Below are 17,437 nucleotides of genomic sequence, written 5' to 3'. Positions count from 1 at the left end.
CTTGACCGAACGGGGAGAAGCAAGCCGTCCGCGCGGAAAGCAGGCAGCTTCCGGCCGAGGAAGCACGCAGACCGACCGAAAGATGTTCGAGGCGAGGCACACCATGGACGCTCCGACCCCCACGTCGGCCGACAACGGCACGTCCGGCGGCAGCGGCGGAGGCGGCGGCTGGTTCACTCCGCGCAAGCAGCCGGAGGTGCCTCCGGGTAAAGAGCGTGGGACGACGGAGGGACGGCGTCCGGCCGTGCTGCGTCCGGTCCGCAGGGGCGCGGCAGCGGGGAGCAAAGAGCTTCCGCCCACGGTGAGTTCGGCCCCAGCGGCCCCACCCGCCGTGCCCGCTCCACCTGCTCCGCGTGGCGACGGTGCCGTGTCCCATCCGGACGGGCACGCCTCTCAGCAGGCCGTAGCGCCCGGACAGGAGCGAATACCGACGGCCGTGACCGCCCCGCAGCCCTCGGCCCCTGCCCAGCGCTCAACTCCCGCCCAGCCCATGGCTCCCGCACCCGCCCCGGCAGCAGCCCCGCCTCGCGCGCCGCAGCCCGCCGCACCCGCTCAGACCGTCGCCGAGGCAGCCCCGGCCGCCCCCGCCCCCGTGCGCGTGCCCGCCCAGCGTTCGTCTGCCCCCGCCACCGCGAAGGCCTCCCCGGACGCCGTGCTCATCCGCCGCACGATGGCTGAAGTCGGCCCGGTGGCCGACAAAGTCACTTCGTACTTCTACGCGCTGCTCTTCGTGCGCCACCCCGAGCTGCGGTCGCTGTTCCCGGCGGCGATGGACACCCAGCGGGACCGGTTGCTCAAGGCGCTGCTGACCGCGGCCGAGCACATCGACAACACCGAGGTCCTCGTCGCGTATCTGCAGAACCTCGGCCGCGGGCACCGCAAGTACGGCACCCGGCCCGAGCACTACCCGGCCGTCGGCGAGTGCCTCATCGGCGCGCTGAACAAGTACGCCTCCGCAGTCTGGGACCCGGAGATGGAGGCGGCCTGGGTGCGGGCGTACACGACGATCTCGCAGGTCATGATCGACGCGGCCGCCGCGGACGAACTGCGCGCCCCGGCCTGGTGGCACGCGGAGGTCGTCACCCATGACCTCAGGACCCGGGACGTCGCCGTCGTCACCCTTCGCCCGGACCAGCCCTATCCCTTCCTCGCCGGGCAGTACACGAGCCTGGAGACGCCCTGGTGGCCGCGGATCTGGCGGCACTACTCCTTCGCCTCGGCGCCTCGCTCGGACGGGCTGCTGACCTTCCACGTGAAGGCCGTCCCTGCGGGCTGGGTCTCGAACGCGCTGGTGCACCGCGCCCGGCCCGGCGACATCGTCCGGCTCGGGCCGCCGACCGGCTCGATGACCGTGGACCACACCACCGACAGCGGACTGCTCTGCGTAGGCGGAGGCACCGGCATAGCGCCGATCAAGGCACTGGTCGAGGACGTCGCCGAGCGCGGCGAGCGGCGACCGGTGGAGGTGTTCTACGGCGCCCGTACCGACCACGACCTCTATGACATCGACACGATGCTCCGGCTCCAGCAGTCGCATCCGTGGCTCGCGGTCCGGCCGATCGTCGACCGGCAGGGGAACCTCCAACTCCCGGACGCCATACGCACGTACGGGCCGTGGAACGAGTACGACGCCTATGTCTCCGGGCCGCCCGGAATGATCCGCAGCGGTGTCCACGCCCTGCGGGACGCCGGTATCCCGTCGGGGCGCATACGGCACGACTCGGTCGAGGAGTTGGTGGGCGCCGGGGACTGACCCGGTGCCGGAGGCGTCAGCCCAGGTCGGGAGCGTGCATCGCGAGGACCCCTTCGATGTTGCCGTCCAGATAGTGCCGCAGGGACAGGGGCACGAGGTGGACGGACGCGATGCCGACCCGGGTGAACGGCACTCTGACGATCTCGTACTCGCCGAGCGGCTCGTCCATTTCCGGGCCGTGCCGTAGCGCCGGGTCCATGGACTCCAGGTGGCAGACGAAGAAGTGCTGCACTTTCACGCCGGTCGAGGCCGCGTCCGCGCCGATGTGCTCGACGGTGTCCACGAAGCAGGGCACCACGTCGGTGATCTTGGCGCCGAGCTCCTCGTACACCTCCCGGTGCAGGGCATCGACGACGGTGGTGTCCCCGGGTTCGACCCCGCCACCGGGCGTGACCCAGTAGGGATCGACACCTGGCTTGGTGCGCTTGATCAGGATCAGGGCGTCGCCGTCGAGGAGAACGGCACGTGCGGTGCGCTTGACCACGGGTCGGACGGTCATGGGAGAAATGTGGCCCGGCTGGTTCCACGTGAAACATCGCAAGACGTGGCCTTGACGATTCAGCGAGTGACGTTCGGTGGGGTTGCTGCGGAACGGCGGGAAAGCCCCTGGTCAGCCCCAGTCGATCGCGGCCCGCTGCAGCCACTCGTGGGCCCGGGCGATGTGCGGCATCGCGAGAGTGCCGGTGCGCACCACCAGGAAATACGTCCGCAGCGGCGGTATCGCGGGTTCGTGGAGCGGGACGACCTCACCGCGTTCCAGGGCGAGGGCGCACAGATAGCGGGGCAGCACCGCGAGCCCGGCGCCCGCGGTCGCGCAGGCGAGGACCGCGCGCAGGTCCGGCACGATGACGGTGCCCGGGGCGGGCGGACGGGAGTCGAAGACGGAGGCCCAGTACCGGGAGACGAAGGGCAGCGACTCGTGGACCTCGATCACGGGGAGGTCGTCCAGAGCGGGTGCGTCCTTGGGGTCGAGCTTCGCGGAGCCGATCTGCTCGGCCCGGTGCGGGGCGGCGACCAGGACGTGCTCCTCGTCGCAGAGCGTTGTCGCGGTGAGCAGAGCTCCTCGCGGACGGGCCGTGCTGATGGCCAGATCATGATGTCCGGCGGCCAGCCCGTCCAGGGTCTCCTCGGCGTTTCCGAAGGACGCGCGCAGCGCGAAGCCCTGGCCGTCGTCGCCGGTCAGCTCCGTGAGCGCGGGCAGGGCCCGCTCGGCGGTGAACTCGGGGGGACCGGCGAGATGCAGGGTGCGCAGCGAGGAGTCGTTGTCGGGACCCGTCTCGGCTATCTCCACGAGGGCGTCGAGATGCGGCGCGGCCTTGTGGGCGAGTTCGTCGCCCATGGTCGTGGGAGTGACCCCACGGGCCTGGCGCAGGAACAGGGGGCGGCCCAACTGCCGTTCCAGGGTGCGGATCTGGGACGTCACCGCCGGCTGGGAGAGGCCGAGCAGGGCTGCGGCGCGGGTGAAGGAGCCGGCCCGGTGCACGGTCACGAAGGTGCGCAGCAAGGCCAGATCCATGGCACGCACTCTCCTTCCCCGCCCTTCCTCCGGCCCCGGGCAGGGCCCAACTATAAATAAGTCGATAGGTCTCTGTCGCTACTGTGATTGGACACTGACACAGAGTCAACTAGCCTTGTGCGCGCGGTTCTTCGCGCGCAGAACCGAGGACGGTCCGAGCCACGAGGGGGGAGGCTCGGACCGTCCGTTGTGCGTAGCCGGACGCGAACCGGCGGTACGTAAAGCGCTCACCGCGCCGACTCGTCCAGCGCACGCAGCACATCGGCCACCAGGTCCTCGGGGTCCTCGGCACCGACCGAGAGGCGAACGAAGCCCTCCGATACCGCGTCCCCTCCCCAGCGTCCGCGCCGTTCGGCGGTGGACCGCACCCCGCCGAAGCTCGTCGCGTCGTCCACGAGCCGCAGCGCGTCGAGAAAACGCTCGGCACGCGTGCGCGTGGACAGCGTGAACGAAACCACACATCCGTAGCGCCGCATCTGCTGCGAGGCGATCTTGTACGAGGGGTCGTCGGGCAGCCCCGGATAGCGCAGCCCCGTCACCTCGGCGCGTTCGCGCAGGGCCTTCGCGAGGATCAGCGCGGTGGCGTTCTGCCGGTCGACACGCAGCTGGAGCGTGGCGATCGAGCGGTGCGCGAGCCAGGCCTCCATGGGCCCGGGAATCGCGCCGACGACCTTGCGCCAGCGGCGTACGGCGGCCATCGCGGTGGCGTCGGTCCCGGCGACGTATCCGAGGAGGACGTCCCCGTGCCCGGTGAGCTGCTTGGTGCCGCTCGCGACGGCGAAGTCGGCGCCGAGTTCCAGCGGGCGCTGTCCCAGGGGCGAGGCGAGGGTGTTGTCGACGGCCACGAGGGCGCCACGCGCGTGTGCCGCGTCGGCGAGCCGTCGTACGTCACACACGTCGAGCCCGGGGTTCGACGGGGTCTCCATCCACAGCAGCTTGGCGCCGTCGAGGAGGTCGAGCTGGGCGTCCCCGCCGGTCGGCGCGGTGCGCACCTCGATGCCGTACGCCTCCAACTGCTCGCGCACCAGGGGCAGCACCTGATAGCCGTCGTCGGGCAGGACGACCGCGTCGCCGGCGCGCAGCTGGGAGAAGAGCACCGACGAGATGGCGGCCATGCCGGAGGCGAACACGAGCGTCTCGACGCCGTCCTGCCCGGGCGCCTCCAGCTCGCCGATGGCGCGCTCCAGGTGGGTCCAGGTGGGGTTCTCGTCACGGCCGTACTTGTACGGGCCCGTCGCCTCGCCAGGGAGATGGAAGTGCGCGGCGAACACCGGCCCGGGGAGGGTCGGTTCGTACTTGACCGGCTCGGGCAGACCGGCCCGCACCGCGCGAGTGCCGTCCCCCGCGCCGTTCCCGATACCTCCGGCTGCAGCGGAATCACTCATACCGCTCGTCCCTCCACTTCGTCGCGCACCGCGGCGAGCAGACCCGTGCTCGCCGCCTCCACCATCTCAAGACACTCCTCGAAGCCGTCCAGGCCCCCGTAGTACGGATCCGGTACGTCGAGGTCGTCAGTGACGTCGGGATCGTAGGAGCGGAGCAGGTGGACCTTCTCGGCGTCCCGCTCGGTCGGGGCGAGGCGGCGCAGTGTCTTGCGGTGGCCGGAGTCGAGGGCGATGACGAGGTCCAGGCGGGAGAACCAGGACGCCTGGAACCGGCGGGCGACATGGTCGGTCCCGTAGCCGTGCTCCTCCAGGACGGCGACGGCGCGCGGGTCGGCGCCGTCGCCCTCGTGCCAGCCGTCCGTGCCCGCGCTGTCGACCTCGACCAGTCCGTCGAGCCCGGCTTCCGCGACCCGCGCGCGGAAGACCGATTCGGCCATCGGCGAACGGCAGATGTTGCCGGTGCAGACGAAGCTGACGCGGTACGTCATCGCGCGCTCAGTCCCCTTCGGGCAGGACGACGTTGAGCGCCCAGGAGACGACCGAGATGATGAGGCCGCCCAGGACGGCGGTCCAGAAGCCCTCGACATGGAAACTCAGGTCGAGCTTGTCGGCCAGCCACGAGGTGAGCATCAGCATCAGCGCGTTGACCACCAGGGTGATCAGACCGAGGGTCAGGATGAACAGCGGGAAGGTCAGCACCTTGACGATCGGCTTGACCAGGAAGTTCACCAGGCCGAAGACCAGGGCGACGAGGAGCAGCGTCCAGACCTTCTTGAAGGTGCTGTCACCGGTCAGAGTGATCTTGTCGAGCAGCCAGACGGCGACCGCCAGGGCACCCGCGTTGGCGATCGTCTTGACTAGGAAATTCTTCATGTGTCTGATCGTGACAGAAGAGATCGACTCCGAGCGTGGACGAGGGCGATGAAGGCATTCCGGTTGGATGAACTGGAGGCGGAGCGTGCCGCCAACGACGGCGCATACCTGCAGTTCCTGCGCGAGAAGAACATGTCGGTCGGCCTGTACGCGCTCGACTCCGGCGAGCACGACAGGCAGCAGCCGCACAACCAGGACGAGGTGTACTTCGTGGTGAGCGGCCGTGCCGCGATCACCGTCGGCATGGAGACCACCCAGGTGGCGCGCGGCAGCGTCGTCTACGTGCCGGCCGGGGTGGCCCACAAGTTCCACCACATCAGCGAGGACCTGCGGGTGCTGGTGGTGTTCTCTCCACCCGAAGCCTGACCCGCGTCTCAGGGTTCCCTAGGGGAACGGTCAGGGGAGGACAAGGGATGGGAGGCCCCCGTTCGGCCCTCGCCCGGCCTAGCATCGAGTGCAGGACAGCAGAGATCCGGCACACGAGTGCCGGACACCGACAGGACCCGGTACGAGCGACGGGCGGAGAGGTACAGGACGAGGACAATGCGAGAGATCTTCGCGGGACTGCCGTGGTGGGTGAAGTGGGTCGCGGTGCCGGTCATCGCCCTGGTCGTGTTCGGCGGGCTGATAGCGACCGTCGTGAGCATCGTCATCGGACTGCTCTTCAAGCTGCTGGTCTTCGTGGCGCTGGTCGGCGGAGTGATCTACGTCGTGCGGAAGTTCACGTCGAGTTCCTCCTCACGCGGCGACTGGTGAGGTCCCTGCTGGGCAACCGGTGATCGGTAACAGGAATCACCGGTTCCCTCGGGCGAGGGAAGTTTTCCGGACAGGCCGTCTGCGGGTGCCGGCGGGCGGTTAAAGTCCGGAACTCGACGCGGGGACGAACCCCGCGGGCGGCGCACCCCCCTCCCCGTGTTCCCCGCACGGGCTGCCCCCTCGCGCTCCGGGAGTGACCCTTGGCCACGGTTGACACCGCACCCGTAGAACCACACGCACGCCCCACCCAGCCCGTCCCGCCCACGTGGCCGCGCTCGGTGGCGGTCCCCACGCAACTGCGGCCGGTGGCACAGGCAGGTTTGGTGGAACGGCCGGGTCCGGTGGCACAGTTGCAGCCGGTGTCACAGTCAAGGCCGGTGGCACAGAAGCGCCCGGTGGCGGCCCCGCCGCGGCAGCGCTCCGCGACGGCCACCGACCAGCAGCCCTTCACCGCAGCTCCTGACCGGCAGCACTCCGCGACAGCCGACGGCCCGCAGCAGTCCGCCGCCACCCTCATCGGCTCCGTCCAACGGGCCATGCGCCTGCTGGAGTCCGTCGCCGGACACGAACACGGGGCACCCGCCAAGCAACTGGCCCGCGAGACCGGCCTCGCCCTCCCCACGGCGTACCACCTGCTGCGCACCCTCGTGCACGAGGGCTATCTCCGCCGCGAAAAGGGGCTGTTCTTCCTCGGTGAGGCGGCCGAGCGGCTCAGCAGCAGCGGGGCACAGGAGAAACGTCGCAGCACGATCGTCGACGCGCTCGCGCACTGGCGGGATTCGATCGGCGTACCGGTGTACTACGCGATGTACCGCGACGGCGAGATCGAGGTCCTGTGCGTCTCCGACACCCCCGGCAATCCGGCGGTCGAGGAGTGGGCCGACTTCCGTGAGACGGGGCACGCGCACGCGATCGGCCAGTGTCTGCTGGCCCAGTTGGACGAGGACGTCCGCCGCGACCACCTCGACCGCTACCCCGTGCAGTCCCTCACGCCCTACACCGTGCGCGACGGTCAGGCCCTGCTGCGGCGCCTGGACCGGATGCGGCGGACGGAGCTGGTGGTGGAGCGTCAGGAGTACGCGCTGGGGACGGTCTGCGCGGCGATTCCGATCACGCTCGGTGCCACGGCCGCCACGATGGCCATCTCCTTGCCCTCGCATCAGGCCGATCGACTGCTGGTCTCGGCGCGGCAGTTGCAGACCGAGATCGGCAGGCTTCTGGGGTCGCTCGCGCTCTCTATCAGTATCTGAAAACTTACTCCTTGTGATCTAACGTGTACGTTCAGCAATATTCCTTCAGTGTCACGGGGATCATTCCCGGCCAGACGACGGCAGTTGACGGGATAGGCGATGCGCGAGTCCGTACAGGCAGAGGTCATGATGAGCTTCCTCGTTTCCGAGGAGCTCTCCTTCCGTATCCCGGTCGAACTGGGCTACGAGACGTGCGATCCGTACGCTGTGCGGCTGACCTTCCATTTGCCGGGCGACGCACCGGTGACCTGGACCTTCGGCCGGGAGCTGCTGATCGACGGGGTCGGCATGGCGTGCGGGGAAGGTGATGTGCGGATCGAGCCCGTCGACCCGGAGACGCTGGGCGAGGTGCTGATCCGGCTTCAGGTGGGCAGCGACCAGGCGCTGTTCCGCACCGGCGCGGCACCGCTCGTGGCGTTCCTCGACCGCACCGACCGGCTGGTTCCGCTCGGCCAGGAGGGCGCCCTCGCGGACTTCGACACCCACCTCGACGAGGCACTGGACCGCATCCTGGCGGAGGAGCAGAGCGCGGGGTGAGGTGTTGTGACGGCGGCGAGGGTTGGGGAGTTGGCGTAACGCTTCGCCATGGGTTCGGAAGCCGCTGGAGGCGCCGTGAGCCCTGAAGGGCCCCGTGAAGCCCTGACGGTCCGGTGTCAGCTTGAAGTCCTGCGGGGCCCGGAGATCCGCAGTAACGCTTCTCCTCGGCTCCGTACGGCGGTTCTCGCCGCCCACCGCAGTGCTTGCGGCGTCTCAGTGCTTGCGGCGTCTCAGTGCTTGCGGCGACGGCCCTTCCCGCCGCGCGCCGCAGCGGGCTTGGCACTCGGCGCCGCCGTGGCCGCACCCGCCGTAGTCGCACCTGCCGGAACCGCCTCGGGTCCCGGACGGTCCGCCGAGACCACCAGGGCCGCGAGGGCCGTGGTGACCGGTACCGATGCGACCAGGCCGATCGAACCCACCAGCGTGCGCACGATCTCCTCGGCGACCAACTCGCTGTTGGCGACCGCGCCCACGCTGCTCTGCGCGATGGAGAAGAGCAGCAACAGGGGCAGGGCCGCGCCCGCGTAGGCGAGGACGAGCGTGTTGACGACGGAGGCGATGTGGTCGCGGCCGATGCGGATGCCGGCGCGGTACAGCCCGCGCCAGCCCATCGACGGGTTGGCCTCGTGCAGTTCCCAGACCGCCGACGTCTGCGTGACCGTCACATCGTCGAGCACACCGAGCGAACCGATGATGACGCCGGCGAGCAGCAGACCGCTCATGTCGATCGAGGGGTACAGCCCGTGGATCAGGCCCGTGTTGTCGTCCGTGTTCCCGGTCAGCGCGGCCCAGCCGATGAACACCGAGCCCAGGACGCCGATCAGCACCAGCGACATCAGCGTGCCGAGCACCGCCACCGACGTACGGGCCGACAGGCCGTGGCACATGTAGAGGGCGATCAGCATGATGGCGCTCGAACCGACCACGGCCACGATCAGCGGGTTCGAGCCGTGCAGGATCGCGGGCAGGATGAAGAAGTTCAGGATCATGAAGCTGATGGCCAGCGCGACCAGCGCCATGACACCGCGCAGCCGGCCCACCACCACGACGGCCAGCGCGAAGATCCCGGCGAGCAGCGCCATCGGGAACTTACGGTTCACATCGGTGACGGAGTACTGCAGATCCCTGGGCGCCGAGGGCTCGTACGCGACCACGACCTTCTCGCCCTGATGCAACTGCCGTGACTGGTCGGGCTGCACGATCTCCGTGAACGTACGGCCCTTGTCCTTGCCGGTGCCGACCGTGACCGTGGCTTTCTTGCAGGTGCCGCCCGCCTCCTGCGCCGCCGAGGAGCCCTCGGCGGTAGAGGTGTCCCCGGTCGAGCCCCCGCCCGAGGCGTTCACCGACGCGCAGCTCACGCTGACGACCTTGGTGACCGTCGCCTGCTGTGTCTGCCGGTCGAAGCCGACCCCGGTGCGCTTGTGCGACGGGGCGCCGCCGGGCCAGAGCACCACCATGCCGACCACGACCGCCACCGTGAACGGGATCAGGATCGCCGCGATGACCTTCCGCAGATGCCGGGAGACGGGGGCGGCGGGGCCATGGCTGTGCGAATGACCGTGGCCGCCGCCTCCACCGGAACCGTGACCACCGTCCGCACCGGAACCGTGACCACCGTCCCCACCCGATCCGTGGTCGTGCCCGGAACCGGAACCGTGGTCGTCGCCGGTTCCCTGGTCGTGGCCATGCGGCGGCCCGGTCGGCGGGTACGGGGGCTGCTGTGTCGTGGTCACCGCCCGATCATCGCAAGAACGCCGGAGGCCCACTGTTCACCGCGCCACTTATGACGCTAGCGTGGAGGCACCTTTGCACACGCGGGAGCTCGGAGCACCGGGCTGAGAGGGCGCTGACCTTCGTCTCTGCGATGTTTCACGGGAAACGTCACCTGAATCGAGTGATGTTTCACATGAAACATCGGCTGACGGAAGCCGCTGCGTCGACCGCCGAACCTGTTACCGGGTAATGCCGGCGTAGGGAGTAGGTCTCATGACCAACAAGGACGCACGCACGCCTGCCTCCAGCCAGGACGAACAGCCCATTCCGGGCGAGAAGTCCGCACGGGCCGAACAGCCCACGGAGGCCGGGAAGTCCATCGGCTGGCACAAGGGGTACGTCGCGGGCTCGCGCCCCGATCTGCGGGTGCCGGTCCGTCAGGTGCACCTCACCAACGGGCAGTCCGTGACGCTGTACGACACCTCCGGCCCGTACACCGATCCGCTCGTCGACACTGATGTCCGCAGGGGGCTGGCGCCGCTGCGGGAGAACTGGATCATCGCGCGCGGTGACACCGAGGAGTATGCGGGCCGGCCCCTCCGCCCCGAGGACGACGGCATCAAGCACACCTCGCCGCGCGGTGGACTGCGCAATCTCGACGCGGTGTTCCCTGGGCGGCCGCGTCAGCCGCGGCGCGGGCGGGACGGCGTCGCGGTCACGCAACTCGCCTATGCGCGACGGGGTGAGATCACGCCCGAGATGGAGTTCGTGGCCGTACGGGAGAACGTTTCGCCTGAGGTGGTCCGGGAGGAGATCGCGGCCGGGCGGGCGGTGCTGCCGGTCAACGTCAACCATCCCGAGATCGAGCCGATGATCATCGGCAAGCGGTTCCTGGTGAAGGTCAACGCCAACATCGGCAATTCCGCGGTCACTTCCTCCATCGAGGAGGAGGTCGAGAAGATGACCTGGGCGACCCACTGGGGCGCCGACACGGTCATGGACCTGTCCACCGGCCGCAACATCCACACCACCCGCGAGTGGGTGCTGCGCAACTCCCCCGTCCCCATCGGAACGGTGCCGCTCTACCAGGCACTCGAAAAGGTCGACGGCCGCGCCGAGGAGCTGACCTGGGAGATCTACAAGGACACGGTCGTCGAACAGGCCGAACAGGGCGTGGACTACATGACCGTCCACGCGGGCGTGCGGCTGCCGTTCGTACCGCTGACGGCGAACCGCAAGACGGGCATCGTCTCGCGCGGCGGCTCGATCATGGCGGCGTGGTGCCTCGCGCACCACAAGGAATCGTTCCTGTACGAGAACTTCGAGGAACTGTGCGAGATCCTCGCCGCCTACGACGTCACGTACTCGCTCGGCGACGGCCTGCGGCCGGGTTCGATCGCGGACGCCAACGACGAGGCGCAGTTCGCGGAGTTGCGGACGCTCGGGGAACTCAACACGATCGCGAAGCGTTTCAATGTTCAGACCATGATCGAGGGCCCGGGACATGTCCCGATGCACAAGATCAAGGAGAACATCGACCTTCAGCAGGAGATCTGTGATGAAGCTCCGTTCTATACGCTCGGCCCGCTGACGACGGACGTCGCGCCGGCGTACGACCACATCACCTCCGGCATCGGTGCCGCGATGATCGCCTGGTGGGGCACGGCCATGCTCTGCTATGTCACGCCCAAGGAGCACTTGGGCCTGCCCAATCGTGACGACGTCAAGACCGGCGTCATCACCTACAAGATCGCCGCCCACGCAGCCGACCTCGCCAAGGGGCACCCCGGTGCGCAGGAGTGGGACGACGCGCTGTCCGACGCCCGCTTCGAGTTCCGCTGGGAGGACCAGTTCAACCTGGCCCTCGACCCGGACACGGCACGGGAGTTCCACGACGAGACGCTTCCGGCGGAGCCGGCCAAGACGGCGCACTTCTGTTCGATGTGCGGGCCGAAGTTCTGCTCGATGAAGATCTCCCACGACATCCGCCGTGAGCACGGCGGGAGTCGGGAGGAGATCGAGGTCGGGATGGAGCAGAAGTCGAAGGAGTTCGCGGCGGCGGGCAACCGGGTGTATCTGCCGATCGCCGACTGACGACGACCGGCTAGCTCTTCGACGGACCCTCGGCAGGCCTGAGGCACAGGGCATGGTCGACGAGGGTGCCTGTCGCGCGGTTGAGTGCGGCCAGGTCCGGCGGTGCGGTGGTGGTCGTGATGGAGACCGTCACCGCGCGCCTGCCGTCCGCGCTCACCGCGGGGCGGGTGTTGACGCCCGCGCCGTCGCCCTCGTGGGTGTAGTAGAAACCGCCGCAGGAGAGCGGGATCTTGCGCAGGCCGAGGCCGTAGGTTCCTTCGGGCATCTCGGCCACGTCCTCCGGGTCGTCGGTCCGCTCGACGGTCTGCCGCATCTCGCGCCACTCCTCGGCGGGGAGCAACCTGCCGTCGGCCAGGGCGCGGAAGAAGGTGTTCAGGTCGGCGGTGGTGCTCACCACGCCGGAGTCCGCGGTGTGCTGGAGGCTGTGGTCGGTGACGTCGAGACGCTTGCCGTCGGCGGTCGTCAGGTACGCGTTCACGTGTGGATCGGGCAGGAACGGGTCGAGCCCGGGGATGGAGGTGTTGCGCAGTCCCAGTTTCGCGATCACCCGGTGTGCGACCAGGTCCTGCCAGCTCGTGCCGCCGGCCTTCTCGGCGATCATCCCGGCCAACAGGTAGTTGGTGTTGGAGTACGCCCAGCGGGTGGGCTCGCCCGGCTGCGGTACGAACACCGGCCGGTGCTTCATCGCCACCGCGACCAGGTCGGCCGTGGGGGTGATGTCGTAGCGGTTCTCGTCGAAGTGGTTGATCAGCCCGTCCTGGATCGCCGGGTCGTCGATGTAGTCGTACAGGCCGCTGGTCTGGCGGAGCAGGTCGCGGACGGTGATGCGGCCGCCGTCGTTGCCGTTGCCCGAGACGACCCCCGGCAGCCAGTGTTCGACGGAGTCGTCGAGCGACAGCCGCTTCTCCGCCACGAGTTGCAGGACCACGGTCGCCACGAACGTCTTCGTCGTGCTGGCCACGCGGAAGTGGGCGTTCCAGGGGATAGGGGCCGTGGAGTCGGCGGTCCGGGTGCCGATGCGGGCCATGAGCGGCGGGCCCTTCGGTCCGTCGACCCTGGCCAGCACGTTCACATCCCCGCCGCCGACTTTCCGTACGGCTGCGAGGTCCTGCTGAAGTGTGTGCTCGGTGTAGGACGACGGCCTCGGCGCCGTGTGCCCGGCGGTGGCGGTAGCGGTGGCTGGGGCAGTGGCGGTGACGGCGGTCGCGGCCAGGGGTGAGCCCAGCGCGAGCAGCGTTGCTGCCAGCACGGTGGCACCGGCCTTCTTCGACGACGGCATCTGCATGTTCGTATCCCCCGGTGCTCCGGTTCCCGATCAGCGACGATCACCAGCCAACCGGATCTGCCGGCGCGAGGGGATGGGACTGCCCTCCGCATGAGGGGTGCACCTGGCCCCCGTACGAACTACGGGTTCACCCCCGGCTGTACCGCCTCGACCGCGAGGCGTACGGCACGCGAAACACTCCCCATCGCGGACTGACGCCCGTAGATTGGCGCTGTTCCGGGGGGTTGAGTGCCTTTGGGGCAGCGCTGTTGCGTTGGGGACCAGGGGGAGTGATGGAGACCGTAATTCTTCTGCAGGTGACGGACGAGGCACAGTCGCTGGCGTGGGACGGCGATGATCTGGTCGATGTCGTGGGTGGCCGGCGGTGGGGTCCTGATCGTGTGGAGCGCCACGTCTCGGTCGATCATGGGTTTTCCTTCGACCGGAGCGTCAGCTCTCCGTCCGGCCGCTTCACCGTGGTCTACGACGAGCGGGGCACCGAGGCGCTGTTGCTCGAAGGCGATCGGCCGGTCCGTGAGCTGGAGCGCGATAACGACCACGCCGAGGACTTCGACTATCCCGTCGCCCTCGGGGTGCTGTGGGACGGCCGTGAGGTACTGGTCCACTGCCCGGACGAGTACGACGTCCTTGAGATCGAGGACGCGGAAACGGGCGAACGGCTCACCGGCGGCGACCGTACTCGGAACGACGTCTTCCACTCGCGGCCGGCGGTGTCTCCGGGTGGGACCCACCTGTTGTCGGCGGGCTGGGTGTGGCATCCGTACGGGATCGTCGAAGTCTTCGACCTGGACCGGGCGTTGACGGACCCCGCGGTGCTCGACGGCCGTGGCGTGCTGTCCTTGTACCCGGGCAACAGTTCCGAGGTGATCTCGGCCTGCTGGCTCGACGGTGACCGCGTGGCGGTGGCGACCGGGGAGGAGTTCGTCGACGAGGAGGAGACCGCGGAGGCCGCGGACCTGGGCCGACGGCAGTTGGGCGTGTGGTCGCTCTCCGAGAAGCGGTGGGTTCATCGCAACAGGGTCGACTTCCACATCGGCACGCTGATCCCGCGGGGTGACACGGTCGTCTCGCTGTACGGGCATCCACGGCTGATCGACGTCACGACGGGGGCGTCGATGATGGAGTGGCCGACTGTGGAGGTGCCGAGCAGGGAGGGGAGTTACGGGATCACCCACATCCCGACGCCCGTCGCGGCCCTGCATCCGGACGGCAATCGACTGGCTGTCGCCCAGCCGGACAGCATCGCGATCATCGCCCTTCCTGAGAAGGCGTTCTGAGGGGACTCGCTGTTCGACGAGCGCACCACACGGCCGCCCCTGTGAACCTGCGGCCCACTGATCCCGTGACCGGGTGTTCGGCTTGCGCTCCCCTGGGTGGGGGCGCAAGCCGAGGGGCTACTCCGGCTGGTGTTCGGGCCCCCCGAAGTCCGGGCTGCTGAAGTCCGGGCTGCTGAAGCTCGGGCGGTGACCCGGTTCCGGGCCGTCGTCCGGGCTGGAGAAGCCGGGCCGGTCGTAGCCGAGGTGCGGCATGCGACTCGGTGCCGTGGGTGTCGTACGGCGCAGTGTCGCCGTGCCCGGAGCCGCCAGCGCCTCCTGGAGGAACGGCAGGATGCCGCGTTCCAGGAGGGCGTCGTGCCAGGCCTCCCTGGCCCGGGCGACTTCACCGCCCGACTCGCCGTAGGGGCCGGTGTCGAGCGAGGGCCTGTTGCGCAGAGCGGTGAGCAGCAGGCCGACGATGGCGACGAGGATCGCCGCGGCGGTCATGGCGCCGAACACCCATCCGGCGGTCAGCATGGTCTTGGCGAACGCCGGTTCGGGGCTGAGCATCTTGAGGATGTAGCCCACGAGCAGGAATATCGCCGCGGCCGTGCCGGCGAGGACGGGAGTGAGGACGGCGGCGACGGCGATGGCGCCCGCACCCTCGGCCGCCTCCCCCAGGGTGGTGGCGAGCCCCATCGCGCCCACGCCGTCCGGCTCCGCGGAGCCGGACTCGCGGACGGCCGACGGGGTGGACGACGCCGGCTGGCGCAGTTCCTCGCGGACCTTCACGTAGTGCTGGTACTCGGTCGCCGCGGCCGCCGTGATGAGTGCGGTGGCGTTGAGCGCCATGGTGCGCAGCTGTTCGGGGTTGAGCCGCTTACCGACAGCGGCCAGTTCCGGGCGTTGTGGTGCGGAGCGCAGCGCCTCGTCGAGGATCCGCTCGTACTCCTGGCGGTCCTCGCTGTGCAGGTGCTGCGGAACGCTGTTCATGTGCATCCCCCGATGCTCCGTAGGGCTTGGGGCTCGCATGCCAACGAGCCGTCGGGCAGAAACGGAGGGGAGCCTGCTACGGATAAGCCGATGGTAGAGCGGCGACGGCACACGGTGACAGGGGGTTTCCAGAAATTGGCCCCTGGCCAGCGCTGTCGTCCGCCAGTCCTCCGAGGGGGACGCCTGCCCGATAAACGCTCAGATATCCAGGGGAAGTTGCTGGACCAGCAGTTTTCCGGCCATGGTCACTCCGCCGTCCATCGCGATGGCGAGTCCCTCGGCGTAGACGTGCGGTCCCTCGACCACGGGACCGGCGGTGTCCTCGCCGTCCTCGGAGCCCACGTCGCCCAGGAGATAGGGAATCGGGCTGTGCCCGTGCACGATCCGGGTCCCGCCGTACATGTCGAGCAGGGAGCGGACATGGTCGGCGCCGCCCTCGTCGCGGAAGGAGAAGCGCTTGGTGAGCTTGCGGAACACGTCCCAGACCTCGTCCGCGTCGTTGCGCGTGAGGGTCTCGCGGACGGTGTCGTTGACCGCCTCGATCGAGTCGCCGTAGTCGAGGTAGGCGGTGGTGTCGGAGTGGACGAGCAGGTGGCCGTCGACCTGCTCCATGGCGTCCAGCCGGGCCATCCACTGCAGGTGGACGTCCTGGAGGCGGTCCATGTCGGTCTTCTGGCCGCCGTTGAGCAACCAGGCCGCCTGGAAGGTGGCGGTGCCCGCGCCGGAGTTGACGGGGGTGTCACCGAACCGCTTCGCGCCGAGCAGCAGGAGCTCGTGGTTGCCCATGAGCGCCTTGCAGTAGCCGCCGGCCGCGGCGGCCTCGGCGGACAGCCGCATCACCAGGTCGATGACGCCGATGCCGTCGGGTCCGCGGTCGGTGAAGTCGCCGAGGAACCAGAGCCGGGCGGTGCCCGCGCACCAGCTTCCGGCCGAGTCGATCAGGCCCTTCTCCCGCAGCGCGGCCACCAGTTCGTCGAGGTAGCCGTGCACATCTCCTACGACGAACAGCGGACCGGGGCCCTCCGTCTGCTGCGGGGCCGCCGCTGACGCCGGGTCCACCGCGACCTGAGCCGTGTCACCCCGATGGATGACGGGCAGATCGCGCCGAGTGGGTGTGTAGCCCTCCGGATAGACCTCGTCGAAGGCCTCGTCAAAGGCCTCCTCGTCGGGCCGTTCGGCCTCGCCGGGCTGCGCGCTGTCGGCGTACGGACCGGTCTCGTGGACGTACGCGGGTACCCGGAAGTCGCGCAACGTCGCCGTCCGCTCCATCTCGGGTCCCTGACCGGCCCCCTGAGTCATCGACCCCTCCACCATCGCGCCGCAGCTGCACCGCGTCGGACTGCCTGGTCGCAGCGGCCCGCGGTGTCGTGGGCCCATCATAGGAATGCGGATCGCGCCATGTGATGACCCAGGGGTGCCGAATCGGAGCAGGACTCCGCTCCACCGCGGCTTTCGCCCCGATTGGGCAGGTCTTCGGCTGTTGGCCGTCTGCTTGACGGGGGTTGGTTCGCGCCGTCAGGGCGGCTGGATTTCGCCGGTGGGGGCCCGCTTGGGTGGGGCTGGAGTGGACCGGTTGTCCGGCGTCGGAGTGGGCCGCTTGGGTGGGGGTGGTGCTGGACGTCTGTTCGATGCCGGTACTGGTGGTCGCTCACGCCGGTACTGATCGCTCGCCCTGGTGCTGGTCGCTCACCCCGGTACTGGTCGCTCACGCCGGTGCTGAGACCGGGTGCCTGCTTCGGCGCCGGGTGCAGGGTGCCGGGCGCCTGCTTCGGCGCCGGGTCCAGGTGTCGGGCGCCTGTGTCGCGTCCGGTCCACGCTGCTCGGCCTGTCGGCCAAGGTGCCGGTTCCGCAGTCCGCCCTGCCGGTCCCGGTGTCGACCGCCTGCACGGCGACGGCGCCGGTCGCCCACCCTGGTACTGGTCAGCATCGACCGCCCTGCCTCTCACGAAGCCGGCCTCACTGCCCGCCTTGCCGGCCCCGGCGCCGGGTGGGAGTCCCGGCGCCGTTCGGCCCGCCACGGGCACCG

Annotated in this window: 16 protein-coding genes and 1 riboswitch; of the genes, 7 read left to right on the top strand and 9 right to left on the bottom strand. The window is 69.4% G+C overall.

Going from position 1 to position 17,437, the window contains the following annotated elements; genetic code table 11:
• Nucleotides 1-103: 103 nt before the first annotated feature.
• Entirely contained in the window at nt 104-1,753 is a 1,650-nt protein-coding gene (locus ACFWP5_RS10835) for a globin domain-containing protein (RefSeq protein WP_384153539.1), read from the top strand.
• A 16-nt stretch (nt 1,754-1,769) separates the two neighbouring features.
• On the opposite strand, the gene ACFWP5_RS10830 is transcribed toward ACFWP5_RS10835, so the two are convergent.
• The 5 genes from ACFWP5_RS10830 to ACFWP5_RS10810 all read right to left on the bottom strand — a co-directional run bounded on the left by ACFWP5_RS10830 (nt 1,770) and on the right by ACFWP5_RS10810 (nt 5,527).
• The gene (locus ACFWP5_RS10830; RefSeq protein WP_384153536.1) at nt 1,770-2,252 is read right to left on the bottom strand and encodes an NUDIX domain-containing protein; all 483 of its coding nucleotides are present in this window, start codon (nt 2,250-2,252) and stop codon (nt 1,770-1,772) included.
• A gap of 111 nt (nt 2,253-2,363) precedes the next feature.
• Complete coding sequence (locus tag ACFWP5_RS10825) at nt 2,364-3,269, bottom strand: LysR family transcriptional regulator (protein ID WP_384153533.1); 906 nt, start codon at nt 3,267-3,269, stop codon at nt 2,364-2,366.
• Nucleotides 3,270-3,496: 227 nt separating this feature from the next.
• Entirely contained in the window at nt 3,497-4,654 is a 1,158-nt protein-coding gene (locus tag ACFWP5_RS10820) for a cystathionine gamma-lyase (protein ID WP_384153531.1), read from the bottom strand.
• Nucleotides 4,651-5,142: a low molecular weight protein-tyrosine-phosphatase gene (locus ACFWP5_RS10815; protein WP_384153529.1), complete on the bottom strand. Its 492-nt coding sequence runs from the start codon at nt 5,140-5,142 to the stop codon at nt 4,651-4,653. The genes ACFWP5_RS10820 and ACFWP5_RS10815 overlap by 4 nt, the downstream gene beginning before the upstream one ends.
• Before the next feature lie 7 nt (nt 5,143-5,149).
• Entirely contained in the window at nt 5,150-5,527 is a 378-nt protein-coding gene (locus ACFWP5_RS10810; protein WP_384153526.1) for a phage holin family protein, read from the bottom strand.
• A 48-nt stretch (nt 5,528-5,575) separates the two neighbouring features.
• Between ACFWP5_RS10810 and ACFWP5_RS10805 the strand changes: the two genes are divergently transcribed.
• The 4 genes from ACFWP5_RS10805 (at nt 5,576) to ACFWP5_RS10790 (ending at nt 8,070) form a co-directional block, all read left to right on the top strand.
• Complete coding sequence (locus ACFWP5_RS10805) at nt 5,576-5,893, top strand: cupin domain-containing protein (RefSeq protein ID WP_262060822.1); 318 nt, start codon at nt 5,576-5,578, stop codon at nt 5,891-5,893.
• A 177-nt stretch (nt 5,894-6,070) separates the two neighbouring features.
• Complete coding sequence (locus ACFWP5_RS10800) at nt 6,071-6,283, top strand: DUF5326 family protein (protein WP_019055111.1); 213 nt, start codon at nt 6,071-6,073, stop codon at nt 6,281-6,283.
• A 536-nt stretch (nt 6,284-6,819) separates the two neighbouring features.
• Nucleotides 6,820-7,533, top strand: coding sequence for an IclR family transcriptional regulator (locus tag ACFWP5_RS10795; protein ID WP_384153601.1), 714 nt, complete (start codon nt 6,820-6,822; stop codon nt 7,531-7,533).
• A gap of 99 nt (nt 7,534-7,632) precedes the next feature.
• Nucleotides 7,633-8,070 (top strand): SsgA family sporulation/cell division regulator, encoded by a 438-nt coding sequence (locus ACFWP5_RS10790; RefSeq protein WP_328681540.1) that lies wholly within the window; start codon nt 7,633-7,635, stop codon nt 8,068-8,070.
• Between the two features lie 230 nt (nt 8,071-8,300).
• Here ACFWP5_RS10790 and ACFWP5_RS10785 read toward each other — a convergent pair whose 3' ends face one another.
• Nucleotides 8,301-9,803 carry a YibE/F family protein gene (locus ACFWP5_RS10785; protein WP_384153521.1) on the bottom strand — a complete coding sequence of 501 codons (1,503 nt, stop codon included), beginning with the start codon at nt 9,801-9,803 and terminating at the stop codon, nt 8,301-8,303.
• 71 nt (nt 9,804-9,874) lie between these two features.
• Nucleotides 9,875-10,064: riboswitch (TPP riboswitch) on the top strand.
• Here ACFWP5_RS10785 and thiC point away from each other — a divergent pair.
• On the top strand, nt 10,057-11,877 hold the full coding sequence (gene thiC / locus ACFWP5_RS10780) for a phosphomethylpyrimidine synthase ThiC (RefSeq protein ID WP_384153518.1): 1,821 nt from the start codon (nt 10,057-10,059) through the stop codon (nt 11,875-11,877). Its footprint overlaps the riboswitch before it by 8 nt.
• A gap of 10 nt (nt 11,878-11,887) precedes the next feature.
• On the opposite strand, the gene ACFWP5_RS10775 is transcribed toward thiC, so the two are convergent.
• Nucleotides 11,888-13,162: a serine hydrolase domain-containing protein gene (locus ACFWP5_RS10775; protein WP_384153515.1), complete on the bottom strand. Its 1,275-nt coding sequence runs from the start codon at nt 13,160-13,162 to the stop codon at nt 11,888-11,890.
• A 272-nt stretch (nt 13,163-13,434) separates the two neighbouring features.
• Between ACFWP5_RS10775 and ACFWP5_RS10770 the strand changes: the two genes are divergently transcribed.
• On the top strand, nt 13,435-14,439 hold the full coding sequence (locus ACFWP5_RS10770; RefSeq protein ID WP_384153512.1) for a hypothetical protein: 1,005 nt from the start codon (nt 13,435-13,437) through the stop codon (nt 14,437-14,439).
• Between the two features lie 117 nt (nt 14,440-14,556).
• Here ACFWP5_RS10770 and ACFWP5_RS10765 read toward each other — a convergent pair whose 3' ends face one another.
• Both ACFWP5_RS10765 and ACFWP5_RS10760 read right to left on the bottom strand, forming a co-directional pair.
• Nucleotides 14,557-15,417, bottom strand: a complete 861-nt coding sequence (locus ACFWP5_RS10765) for a hypothetical protein (RefSeq protein WP_384153509.1) — start codon at nt 15,415-15,417, stop codon at nt 14,557-14,559.
• A 192-nt stretch (nt 15,418-15,609) separates the two neighbouring features.
• The gene (locus tag ACFWP5_RS10760; protein WP_384153506.1) at nt 15,610-16,725 is read right to left on the bottom strand and encodes a metallophosphoesterase; all 1,116 of its coding nucleotides are present in this window, start codon (nt 16,723-16,725) and stop codon (nt 15,610-15,612) included.
• Between the last annotated feature and the right edge of the window lie 712 nt (nt 16,726-17,437).

It is taken from the genome of Streptomyces sp. NPDC058469, assembly GCF_042721125.1.
Lineage (GTDB): Bacteria > Actinomycetota > Actinomycetes > Streptomycetales > Streptomycetaceae > Streptomyces.
This window is presented reverse-complemented; position numbering and strand designations above follow the sequence as displayed.